The following is an 11,949-nucleotide window of genomic DNA, read 5'->3' as shown; positions in this document are numbered from 1 at the left end:
ATTTTTCCTTAAGTACGAATTATTATTTATTTAAATTTACAAGCAATGCTTTAGCCTGATCTTTTATTAGATCAGATACATTATTTGAAACTAATAAATTTTTTAGATTTTTTTCTGCTTGCGGTTTCATATTATTCTTAATATCCCACATAGCTTTTATAATAGTTGCTGTAGCCCAAAAAGGTTTTTTCTCGTCATCAAAATAGTTTAAATATTTGGTCAATTTCTCTTTATCTTGAATATCTAGATTTTGATCATCAATCACAAGACCACACCATGAAATACGTGCATAAGAAGTAGAAATTTCGGAATATTCTTTATTTTCAATAATTTTATTAAGCAGGTCTTTCGCTTCTGAATATTTTTTTTCTGAAATCTTTATGGCTACTTGTTCTAATGCAGCTATTTCTTTGATTTTAGTATTACTAGTAGTAACTAAATGCTCTAAAGTATTAAAAGCTAATTCTTCATTATCTTTTGTTGTTTCTAAACCAACAGTCTTAACAAGAATATCTCCGTTTTTTTGGTTATTTTTAATTCTTTTATCTTTATTATTATTAATAACAACCATTATAGTAATAGCTATTATAGAAATGATTATTATTATAGGTAAAAGCTTTTTGAAAAAAATCAACCTTTTTGCTTCATTTTGATCACTCAGTACTTCATCCAAAATATCAGTCATATTTTATTATTTTTATTTATTTTTACAGCCAAATTTAATCTTAGCATCTTCTGCCATTTTCTTGGATGCGGCAGTTCTATTAGTTGGAAATTCCTTATCAAGCTTAGCAAGCATATTACATACTTCCTGAGTTTTTTTTAGTTCGCCTAAGGAAAGTGCTAACTTCAATAACCCATCGGAAGATTTTGCCCCTTTCGGTGACTCTTTATAGCCTTTTAAATAGTTAAGCGCTGCCCCGTTATAGTCTTTTTGTTTAAAAAAGCATTCCCCATACCAAAAATAAGCATTACTAATTAGCGAACTGTTAGGATATTTTTGGATAAAATTTTTAAACTTATCTTTTGCTTCAGTAAGTTTATTATCTTTATAAGCAACAAGAGCCAAATCGTAGGCTTGCTTATCAGGAGCTATATCCTTATTAACCGCAATAGGTTTTTTAGGAGCATCATCTAGCATATCTTTAAGCAAAGCTATATCAAAAACATCTTGTTTTTTTGAAGCACCATCTTCTAAAACTTCAGTATTTTCTTCTTGATTTGAAATATTTGAGTTCTGCGTTAGCATATCAATTTTATGCTGTAAAACCTCAACTTTACCGATTAGCCTTCTGATTTCTTGTTCCTGTTCATCTAACCTATTTTCAAAATCATTATTTGCTGCATATTTTAAAGGCTTTCCTTTAATAGTTTCACTTTCTCCGAAAGAAAACATAGAAAATAAAAAAGTAAATAATAAGACAATCAGTTTCATATATTTTTTAAAAATTTATTATTTTTTTATAATACCGAAAATTTTTTAATATTCCACACAATTTTTTATATTTCAATACTACCGTCATATGTAAAAGTTATTGTTATGGTGGTACCTTCATTTATCTTACTTTGCAAATCAAATTTACCGTTCATAAGTTCAACCAACTTTTTAGTAAGCGACAACCCAAGACCGGTACCTTCATATTTTCTACTAAGCTCACTATCAATTTGACCAAATGCCGATAAAGTTTTTGGGATATCTTTTTCCTCAATACCGATACCGGTATCTATAACTTTTATATATACTAATTTTGCTAACTCATCTTTTTCAAGTGCAATAGTAACACTTCCTCCGGAATGTGTAAATTTCACAGCATTTGATAAAAGATTTAAGAATACTTGTTTTAGCCTTTTTGGATCAGCCTTTATAACCACATGCTCTTTCGGTAATCTACTAATTAAAGCCACTTCGGCTTGATCGGCACGAGGCTTAACAAGTATCAGCGAAGAACTAATTAATTTATTTAAATCAAGATCTATACTATCTACTTTTAATTTATCGGCAGAAGCTTTAGAAAGATCTAAAATATCATTAATCATACTAAGCAAATGCTTACCGGCATCATTTATATATTTAATATAATTTTTACTTTTTTCTGCATCTCTTTCCGACATAAGAATTTCCGAAAAGCCTATTATAGCATTAAGCGGTGTACGCAATTCATGACTAATATTAGCAAAAAACTTTGTATTTGAAGAGCTAGTTTTTTCTACTTTTACTATTTGAGCTTTTAAATTTCTATTTGTTTCAAGCTGCTCCTCAATAATTTGTCTAGCATAGTTAGTATTACTAATAATTATAGTGCAGAATATTATAAAAATAATGATAAAAGTTATAAAAACCTTTTGCTCAAGAGAGGTTATATTTTGCCACTGGCTGGTAATATTAGTGTTAATCTCAAATACTGCATCTACGGGAAAATCTAAATTATTATCTATAACAGGGATATAGCTAGTAACAAAAGAAGCCTCTTCCACTGTTAAATCACTTTCATTTTCTATTACTACCCTTGGTAATAATATATGACTTGTAATACCTTCAAAAGCATCTCGAAGCGGAGCTTTTGAAGTAAAGGATTTTAAAAAAAATTTATCGATTTTTGCGGTCACTATCTCAACCAAACTATCATCTTTATAATTGTCTACACTATACATATGTAACATATTACTAGTGATGAATTTATTACCTTTGAGATCGTAGAGAGAAATATTAATATTAAGATTGGTGAACCATTGAGCAGTAATCTTTACAAAATTAATAAAATCTTGATCTTGTAATAGTTTTAAATAATCGCATTTATGTAATTTACTGATTACGTTCTGATGAGTATTCCAAATATTATTAGTGTAAAGTTCTACAATTTTAGTATGTTCCAAAACCACTTGTTTTACTATCATTTCTTTTATCATAAAATAACGATAAAACATCATATTTATGACAATATTAAGAAACAATATAATGAATGACAATCTTACTATATACTTATTATGGTTCATTATAAGACCTAGTAGTTATTTTGAACTCAACTGATGTCATCCCTGCAAAAGGCTTGCGTGTATACCAAATCGTCATTGCGAATGATGAAAAGGAGCGTAGCAATCTCATAAACCATAGTTCCTGAGATTTTGTGTACGTACAAAACTTACAGTTTTTCCGTAGCTTATGACGAAGAATCTATCCATGCAACAAAACCGAAAATGATATTATCCTCTCTACTTATCTTCTTGTTTAACGCTCTCTTTTGTTTCCAGCTTCTTATTAATAATCAACCCTGTAATTACATCATAAGCACGAGCAAATTGATAATCTTTTTTATATAATTCCGATAATTCATTCTCTTCTTGTTTATTATTTTTGGCTTTTTTTTCTTTTTTGCTATCTTTGTTTTTAGATGAATTATCTTTGTTTTTTTCATTATCATTCTTCAAATAATTTTTTAAAGAACTCTCAGAAAAACGCTTATCTATTTTTTTCACTTCTGGGTACTCAACTTTTGCCGGCTCAATTAAAATATCAGGTTCTATTCCTTCTGCTTGAATAGAACGACCGCTTGGGGTGTAATATTTAGATATAGTCAGTTTTACGGCAGCCCTAGAATTGATTTGCGTTAAAGCCTGAACTGATCCTTTACCGAAAGACTTAGTGCCAAGTATTATTGCTCTTTTATGATCTTGCAAAGCTCCGGCAACTATTTCCGAGGCAGAGGCAGAATTACCGTTTATTAAAACTATCATAGGTACTTTGGGAGCTTTTAACGAAAACTCATTTGCTTTAGTTTCGCTATTACTTGATGTAGTTCTACCTTTTGTTGTTACAATGATACCAGAATCAATAAAATAATCACTAACGGCAATAGCTTGATCGAGTATACCTCCAGCATTATTACGTAAATCTAGAATTATACCTTTAAGGTCATCTTTACTCTCAGCTTTTAACTTCTTTACTGCTGCCTTCAGCTCAGAAATTGTTGACTCATTAAAAGTAGTTATACGTATATATGCAATATTATTTTTTTCTAAATGTGCTTTTATAGGCTTGATTTTTACTATTTCGCGAGTAAGTTCTAGCTCTTGCGGTTTTGCCTCTTCTTCCTTAATTATTAACAATTTAACCTTAGTACCAGGCGTACCACGCATCTCTTTTATAGCTTTATTAGGACCAAGCGTAGAGACTAACTCGTCATTCACGCCTACTATATAATCCCCACCTTTAAGCCCTGCTTTGAAAGCCGGCAAATCGTCAATAGACGATATTATCTTAATTGCTCCGCTATCATACATTATTTCAACACCGATTCCGCCGAATTCACCTTTTGTAAAAGTAAAAATATCTTCTAAATCCTCATCGGTATAATAGCTTGAATGAGGATCAAGTGAGTTTAACATACCATTAATTGCTTCATCTATCATTTTTTGCCTATTGGGTACCTGTACATAAGCCTTTTCGATACGTTCAAATACGTCTTGAAATTGCTTATAAGCTTCCTGATTTGATATTTTATTTTCATTTTCTTTTTCTCCTTCTGCAAATGCACAAATAGAATTTATAATAAAAAATAGTGTTATAATTAAACGTAATAACATAATACTCCAAATATGTGTGTTTTTTAAGCAAAGTGTCATTGCGAGGAAAATTACGAAGCAATTTGACGAAGCAATCTCAGGATATTTGACGGAATTGCCGAGTCGCCTACGGCTTCTCGCAATAATGATTAAATATCCAGCTCACTAATAATTTTATCTATTTTAACTAAAGCCTGTTCATAAATAAATTGAAATCTTTTTTCCGGCTTTTTACCCATTAAATCATCTACTATTTTATCGACATTTTGAAAATCTTCTAAAGTTACCTTTAAAAGCGATCTTTTTTCCGGATGCATAGTAGTTTCCTTTAATTGTGCAGGCATCATTTCACCGAGACCTTTAAACCTACCTACTTCAATTTTAGCTTTACTAGCTTTTAATAATTTATCCGTTAACTTAGCTTTTTCCTCTTCATCGCCTGCATAATAAGTTTTATTAGACTGCGTTAAACGATAAAGCGGAGGCTTAGCTAGATATAAATGCCCCTCTTCTACCAATTTCGGCATTCGTAAAAAAAAGAAAGTCATTAATAGCGAAGCTATATGAGCACCGTCAACATCTGCATCAGTCATAATAATTATTTTTTCGTAACGCAGATTTTCTTTTTTATAATTCTTTAAACTACCGCAGGCAAGAGCTATTTCTAAATCTTGTATTGCTTGATTATTAACGATTTTCTCAAGCGTAGAACTCGCAACATTTAGAACTTTACCCCATAGCGGTAATACTGCTTGCGTTTCTCTATTACGTGCTTGTTTTGCAGAGCCTCCTGCCGAATCACCTTCTACAATAAATAATTCCGTCCCTTCAGGTGAAGTGCGTGTGCAATCGGCAAGTTTACCGGGTAAACGTAACTTTTGAGTGACATTTTTACGGGAAATATTTTTTTCGTTTTTCTTACTGATTCTAAACTCAGCAATGCTAATTACATGTTCAAGTAAATTAGTAGCTAAAGCTTTATCGCTACTAAGAAAATGGTCAAAATGATCTTTTATTATATTCTCGACCGGTTTACTTACACCGTTTGATACTAATTTTTCCTTAGTTTGTCCTTGAAAAGACGGCTCAGCTATAAAAATAGAAAGTACGACACTTGCGGTTTCTAAAATATCCTCAACAGTTAGATTAGCAACTTTTTTATTCCCTATCATTTCACCATATGCTTTAAGCCCACGTAAAATAGCCGACTTAAGTCCTTGCTCATGTGTTCCTCCTTGAGGAGTCGGGACAGTATTACAATATGATTGAATAAATGCCGAGCTATCGTTATTTTGCCAACAAATCGCCCATTCAAGTTTTATCCTGTCCGGCGTAGACTCTATATTACCTGCAAAAATTCCCGGAATAACTAAATTATCTAAAGTTATTTTTGAACTTAAATAATCTTTTAAACCGTTCGGGAAACTTATTAATGCCTTTTTAGGTATATCTAACGGTACTTCTACTTCGCATGCCCATTCTATAGTAACACCGCGATATAAATAAGCTTTTGACCTTGCAAGCTCATAAATCTTTTTAGGATTAAAATGTAATTTTTCACTAAAAATTTCTGGATCGGGAGTGAAATTTATTGATGTACCTCTTAGCCTTTTAGATGCTTCTTCACATATTAAATCAGTTAATTTTTTGCCTTTAGAATAACTTTGGCTATATAATTTACCTTGTTTATAAACCTTTATTTCTAAATGTTTAGATAAAGCATTTACTACCGATATTCCAACACCATGCAATCCACCTGCAGTATGATAAACATTATTTGAGAATTTACCTCCTGAATGAAGAGTAGTTAAAATTACTTCTAAAGCTGATTTGTCAGGGAATTTAGGATGATTATCAATAGGGATACCGCGACCGTTATCAAATATAGTAATACTATAATCATGATGCATTTTTATCGTGATGATACTTGCAAAGCCTGCGACTGCTTCATCCATAGCATTATCCAGCACTTCAGATACTAAATGATGCATAGCATTTGAATCAGTACCCCCGACATACATCCCTGGTCTTTTACGAACAGGCTCAAGCCCCTCTAATACTTCAATATCTTTTGCACTATAGTTATTATCGACTAGCTTATTTTGCTTTTCTTTGTTAAAGCTGAATAAATCACTCATATATTAGAGATTTAATTAATTATTTTCTCTTCTAAATTAAACTATTTAACATAGAAAAGCAATTAAGCTTTAAAGAAATTGTTTGAAAATTCTACATCATTGCGAAGCAAAACTGTAAGTTTTGACCAAACAATCTCAGGATTTTATACTATAGATTGCCACGCTTCTTACAGTTGTTCGCAATGACGATAAAAATAATCTTATCAATTATATCCCTTAGCTTTTATTAACATACAAGCTATGTTAGCGTTTCCTTGAGCTAATGCAATATCTAATGGATATTGGCACTCATCATTTAGAGTAGAAATGTTAATACCTCGTATGACCAAAAATTTTGCTAAATAATAATTATCGTTATAAATAGCAGCAGTTAGTAATGTCTCACCGCTTCTACCTTTTTCTTGCAATATAGGATAAATATCAAGTAACGCACGCAACCCAAAAAGATTGTTTCTATCCACTGCTCTAAAAGCATTCTCTACTGCACTACAATAAGATAGATTGGCATAAATATCTTTCTTTTTATTTATATCATTATTATATTTAATAAAACTCTCTACAACTTTTCTTCTTTCGGCACTTGCTATCCATTCTTCTTTCTTTTGGAATAGCTCTATATATGCATACATATCCATCTGCTCTAAAGTCGCCTGCTCTGTTAGTTTACCAAGAACTATATCATCATCAGGTAAAAGTAACATTTGTGTTTCATCTTTAACAAATTTTGTTACCAACTCCGATGTTTCATTATTTACGTTATTATCTTGTTTTTGAATCGTGACATTTGGAGAGCTTACCGGAGATGATTTCTCTTGATTATTTGTAGTTTGATTATTATTAATTTGCTTCTCTAAAGGCTGAAGTTGATTCGGCTTCACTACAACAACGGGTATAAGCAGCGTATTCCAATCTTGTTTTTTGGGGACATCTGAAACAGCTACAAATGTCTCTTGCGAGTTATTGAGTCCCGCCGAAGAATCGGTTGTAGGTACTACTTTAGACGGAGTAGTAACGGGTGTATTTGGGCTAGTCGGTGTTATATGCTGTGTAGAAGGTTGATTTGTAGGCATTACTGGAGGTGCAGGTACATTACTAGGTACTACCGGAGTACCTGCAGGAGGTACTGTTGTCGGCATAGTACTTGATGTAGTATCTTGGGTTACCGGGGGGCTAACCACAGGCGGAGAAACAGCAGGCATATTAGGTATAGAGGGCGGTACTATCGGTGCTACGCTTTCTTCCTCTTTATTAGCATCAGGAGGGGGATTAAGCGGAATAGGCTCATGCACAGGCGGCAAATTGGTTGGTTTATATATTTGCACCGGTCGCTGCGGAAGCACTACATAACTTCCTGCGTGAACCGGAGGCATAGATACTATCGGTCTCGGTACGTTAGGAGTTATAATATTAGAAGCTAAATTTGTATCATTATACTCATTAGAAGCAACTTGTTCTTCATGCATTTCATTACTTGTAACACTAGGTAACGTTACACTACTAACATCTATAAAAGGTTCAGATGCCTCGGCTTCATTAGATTCCTGAATGTCATGAGAAGCTAAATTTACACTACTTTCATAACTGGGATTTGTATGAACGTTATCACTTGTAACACTAGGCAATGCTGCATTACCGACATCTATAAACGACTCAGCTTGTTCACTGTCATTAGGCTCTTGGGAAGCTAGCTTTAGTTCTTCTTGATGGGCTGCTTTAGTTTGTTCATTTGCTTGTTTAGGGGGGATATCTTTCTTTTTGGGTTTACTAAAAAATTGCTTAAATTTATCAAAAAAAGAAATATCGGCACTAGAGCGAACATTCTTATCTTTAGTATCTACTTCGGTAGCCGGTAATGATGGCGGTAAGGACGGAGGTGAAGCATAACTTTGAACTGTCACTAATAATAGATTTATAAAAAATAATATCTTACATAATTTATTTAACATATAATTCCTTATTAAATAATTTATTTGATAGCAGGAGATTGTTCGATGTCATTCCTGCGCAAGCAGGAATCCAGGGTAAAGCGAGATAAATCTAGCTTTTAATATTAAAAACTTACTGTGTATATACCTTTTAATTGCTGGATTTCCGCTTCCGCGGGAATGACATAAACGAAGCATACACCTCCTCCCGCTTTTAGCTAGCAATGACATTCACTCCCCTACCTCTTACTATTTTGCACCAATTTTTTTATCTCAATCTCTACTAACTCTTTAACAAGTACAGGTAGATTGTTATCAAGCCAAACTTTAAGTTCTGGTTTTAACATCTCAACGACTAATTCTTCAAGTGCATTTTTAGATGAGATATTATTATCCAGCTTTTTATCTTTAATAGTATCGGTAAAATTTTTAAAAATATCACCTACCTCTTCAGCAGATTTAGTGGATATTAACTTTTCTTCTTCATCTTGATTTACTATTTCCGTTAGCTCTAATACATCTTCATCTTCGCTATCATTTGCATGAATAGGATTTTTACGCTCGTTTATTACTCCTTTAATCGATTTTAATATGTCTTCTATCGACATATCTTGGTTCTTTTTATGTCCCTTACTCACATTAGAAACCTATAAACATTTTCTTTTTAATAGTCTTAAACTCTTCTTCAGGACTAAAATATTTTACTTTAAGTTTTAAACTTTGAGCCGTTAGCTCGCCGGTTAACAATTTCATTTGATATGCCGCAAGTACTGAAGATTTATACGCATCCACACGAGTTATTTTTGCTTCGTATAATTTTTCTTCGGCAGTTAAAACATCTAATATTGTTTTAGATCCAACTATTTCCTCTTGCACAGTACCGTCATATGATATTTGAGCAGCATCCACTCCTTGATTAGCGGCAACAATACGAGATTTTGCTGCTTCAAATCCCTCCCACACGCTTACAACCCCTGCTTGGGTCTGCTTTATCGCACTATCAAGCTGAACTGCACTATTTCTTGTTTGATTTTTAGCCGATCTGATTCTGGAATATTGAGCTCCTCCCTCAGGATAAATAGGGATATTTACCGAAAGAGTAGTAGTATAGCTTCTATTATTTATAGCATTTACATTTCTAGCATTTATATCATCTTGTGGATTGTAGTATGTTCTACCGGATTGCAGTTGCACACTTACTTGCGGTAATAATTTCCCTTTTTCTGCCATTTCTAAAGCTTTAGCCGCAGTTACATTATGCCTTGCCGAATCAATATCAGGATTGAGCTTAGCCGCTCTTCCGGTTAACTCATCTAATGAAGCAGGTAACATTTTAGGTAACTCAGGCATAGTTATATTAGTCGGCTCTATTCCAAATACTCTAATAAAATTTGCTTTTTTTCCTTGAAAATCAGCATAAGCAGCTAGTTTATTCGTTTCTGCTGCTGCAAGCCCTGCTCTTGCGGTTGCTATATCTACTTCCGTTGCTTCTCCAAGTCTTAATTTTTCCTCAACGGTATTAACTTGTTGTACGTTAGTGCGAACTCTACTTTCAGAAATATCATATTTCGCTTTGCTCTCAAAACAATCAAGATACGCAGTTATTAAATTTAATAATATTTTTTGTTCACCAGCATAATATGCACCCCGTGCAGCTTTAAATCCTGCTTGAGCAGCTTTAAGAGCCGCAACGCTAGAACCACCATTAAATAGAGACTGTTGAATTGTTAATGCACCTTGATCACTATCTGTTCCCCTTGGAGTAAGACCAAGCCTATCAGCATATTTTTTATTATATTTAGTCTTATTATCTTGTCTATTAATCTGTAATCCAACACTAGGCATAAACCCCGACAAAGCTCGCGGGAACTGCTCAATCGAGTCTAAAAACTTAATTCTAGCAGCTTTCAGCTCCTCATTATTCTTATATCCTTCAGTTAAAGCTTCCTGCAAATCAACTGCTGCAACTGAACTAGTTAGTAATAATGTAACAATAAATGTAGTTAATTTATGCATAAATTTCTTGAATAATTGATAATATGTTAGTTAGATCAGTTTAATCTTTCAAGAATATACCTATAGCCTAATAAAACAATATAAATCTATTGTAGCAATGTTAGCACGTAATATAACAAAAATTAATCTCAAGGGCAATGATTTTACATTTTATTTTACGGTTATAAAGCTTTAAGATTAATTAATATTTGATAACAAAATAATAAATTTGATTTTTCTAGTTTCAGCGGATTAAATAAAGAACAACAAAGGCTTTAAAATTAAAAGGTTTTACAAAATCTTTGAAAATGAATGTAAAAGATTTAGAAGATCATTTATTTTATATTTTACAAAATTCTTTAAATGAATTATCTCACACTGAAAATATCGATGTAGCGAAAATAGAAAAACTTTTTAATAGGACAATCCAAGAATCTATAACTACTTTATCTGAAGCGCTTGAGACAGCATATCAAGAACAGTTAAAAACACAAGATATCTTTTTATTTGACAGGATTATTGTAGCAAAATGTTTAAATGTTTTAGAACAAATTTTAAAACTTCAGCAAGAATTAGATAAACTCTATCCTGGAGCTTCTAAAAAATTATAGAATCATTAGACAATATATTAGTCGGGGTTATATCGACTCAAATACCGATGCTTAGAATATTTATACAAACAAGCAGAATACTTGAAAAAGTAAATAATCTTATTGACTCTGAAAAAATTATTGCCAAAAATAACAAAATTGCATAATGATATAAAAGAAATAAGGAAAGAGGCTAAATCTCATGAGAAACTTGAAAACATCTATGAAAAAGCCAAAAAAGTTGCTGCAATTTCAGAAACATCAAAAGAACCGCCTCGAAAAATTATTGAAATAGCAAATAAAAACCCTAATAACCAAGTTTCACTAGAGAATGTTGTAAAAGCTGCTAAAGCTATACCAAAAAGCAAAAATGAAGTAGAAGAAAAAATCACAGAACTCAAAAGTAATATTGAAAGTGCAATTCCACAAGATATAAATATTGACAAATTAAACTCTGTAAAGAATACTATTTCTGGTAATCTCAATGAAGCTAAAACAGAATTATTAAAAGTATTAAATCCGGAAGCTTTTTGTGGCGAAAAGATAGAATCCTTATGTAAAGCAGTAGAAAAAGCTACGGAAATTACAAGCGATATAAAAAAATAGTAGGAGTAATACCAGGAAGTCAAGAACTCGGGAATGTTATAAGTCTCACAATAAAAACTAACTTATTACCGCCTCTGGTCTTAGCAATTACAAAGCTAACTCCTGATATAGCTAACTTAGTTAATATAGGTAAAG

Annotated in this window: 10 protein-coding genes and 1 pseudogene; 2 read left to right on the top strand and 9 right to left on the bottom strand. The window is 32.3% G+C overall.

The features are described from left to right. Positions 1-22 precede the first annotated feature (22 nt). From ACPKKV_RS02965 to ACPKKV_RS02925, 9 genes and pseudogenes are all read right to left on the bottom strand, one after another. Positions 23-685 (bottom strand): DUF2659 family protein, encoded by a 663-nt coding sequence (locus tag ACPKKV_RS02965; RefSeq protein ID WP_392506117.1) that lies wholly within the window; start codon positions 683-685, stop codon positions 23-25. Positions 686-697: 12 nt separating this feature from the next. Further along, complete coding sequence (gene ybgF / locus ACPKKV_RS02960; RefSeq protein WP_392506116.1) at positions 698-1,435, bottom strand: tol-pal system protein YbgF; 738 nt, start codon at positions 1,433-1,435, stop codon at positions 698-700. A gap of 65 nt (positions 1,436-1,500) precedes the next feature. After that, positions 1,501-2,994 (bottom strand): sensor histidine kinase, encoded by a 1,494-nt coding sequence (locus ACPKKV_RS02955; protein WP_392506115.1) that lies wholly within the window; start codon positions 2,992-2,994, stop codon positions 1,501-1,503. Positions 2,995-3,210: 216 nt separating this feature from the next. Next, positions 3,211-4,581 carry a S41 family peptidase gene (locus ACPKKV_RS02950; RefSeq protein WP_392506114.1) on the bottom strand — a complete coding sequence of 457 codons (1,371 nt, stop codon included), beginning with the start codon at positions 4,579-4,581 and terminating at the stop codon, positions 3,211-3,213. A 128-nt stretch (positions 4,582-4,709) separates the two neighbouring features. Continuing rightward, on the bottom strand, positions 4,710-6,698 hold the full coding sequence (gene parE / locus ACPKKV_RS02945; protein ID WP_392506113.1) for a DNA topoisomerase IV subunit B: 1,989 nt from the start codon (positions 6,696-6,698) through the stop codon (positions 4,710-4,712). Positions 6,699-6,901: 203 nt separating this feature from the next. Next, positions 6,902-8,644: an ankyrin repeat domain-containing protein gene (locus ACPKKV_RS02940; protein WP_392506112.1), complete on the bottom strand. Its 1,743-nt coding sequence runs from the start codon at positions 8,642-8,644 to the stop codon at positions 6,902-6,904. Then, a pseudogene (locus tag ACPKKV_RS02935) lies at positions 8,634-8,854 on the bottom strand (hypothetical protein). Before ACPKKV_RS02935 ends, ACPKKV_RS02940 begins: the two are co-directional and overlap by 11 nt. A gap of 8 nt (positions 8,855-8,862) precedes the next feature. After that, complete coding sequence (locus ACPKKV_RS02930) at positions 8,863-9,261, bottom strand: DUF2497 domain-containing protein (RefSeq protein ID WP_392506111.1); 399 nt, start codon at positions 9,259-9,261, stop codon at positions 8,863-8,865. 1 nt (position 9,262) lies between these two features. After that, on the bottom strand, positions 9,263-10,639 hold the full coding sequence (locus ACPKKV_RS02925; protein ID WP_392506110.1) for a TolC family protein: 1,377 nt from the start codon (positions 10,637-10,639) through the stop codon (positions 9,263-9,265). Positions 10,640-10,926: 287 nt separating this feature from the next. On the opposite strand from ACPKKV_RS02925, the gene ACPKKV_RS02920 reads away from it, so the two are divergent. After that, positions 10,927-11,229, top strand: coding sequence for a hypothetical protein (locus ACPKKV_RS02920; RefSeq protein ID WP_392506932.1), 303 nt, complete (start codon positions 10,927-10,929; stop codon positions 11,227-11,229). 138 nt (positions 11,230-11,367) lie between these two features. Then, positions 11,368-11,814 carry a hypothetical protein gene (locus ACPKKV_RS02915; RefSeq protein ID WP_424492225.1) on the top strand — a complete coding sequence of 149 codons (447 nt, stop codon included), beginning with the start codon at positions 11,368-11,370 and terminating at the stop codon, positions 11,812-11,814. The last annotated feature ends 135 nt before the right edge of the window (positions 11,815-11,949 follow it).

This window comes from Rickettsia finnyi (assembly GCF_049668125.1).
Lineage (GTDB): Bacteria > Pseudomonadota > Alphaproteobacteria > Rickettsiales > Rickettsiaceae > Rickettsia > Rickettsia kotlanii.
Note: the sequence above shows the minus strand (reverse complement) of the source record. Positions and strands in the feature narration are given on the sequence as shown.

What these genes read in the sequence shown, in the direction of transcription:
- ACPKKV_RS02965 (WP_392506117.1), bottom strand. Translation starts at nt 685, where the DNA reads ATGACTGATATTTTGGATGAAGTACTGAGTGATCAAAATGAAGCAAAA.
- ybgF (WP_392506116.1), bottom strand. Translation starts at nt 1,435, where the DNA reads ATGAAACTGATTGTCTTATTATTTACTTTTTTATTTTCTATGTTTTCT.
- ACPKKV_RS02955 (WP_392506115.1), bottom strand. Translation starts at nt 2,994, where the DNA reads ATGAACCATAATAAGTATATAGTAAGATTGTCATTCATTATATTGTTT.
- ACPKKV_RS02950 (WP_392506114.1), bottom strand. Translation starts at nt 4,581, where the DNA reads ATGTTATTACGTTTAATTATAACACTATTTTTTATTATAAATTCTATT.
- parE (WP_392506113.1), bottom strand. Translation starts at nt 6,698, where the DNA reads ATGAGTGATTTATTCAGCTTTAACAAAGAAAAGCAAAATAAGCTAGTC.
- ACPKKV_RS02940 (WP_392506112.1), bottom strand. Translation starts at nt 8,644, where the DNA reads ATGTTAAATAAATTATGTAAGATATTATTTTTTATAAATCTATTATTA.
- ACPKKV_RS02925 (WP_392506110.1), bottom strand. Translation starts at nt 10,639, where the DNA reads ATGCATAAATTAACTACATTTATTGTTACATTATTACTAACTAGTTCA.
- ACPKKV_RS02920 (WP_392506932.1), top strand. Translation starts at nt 10,927, where the DNA reads ATGAATGTAAAAGATTTAGAAGATCATTTATTTTATATTTTACAAAAT.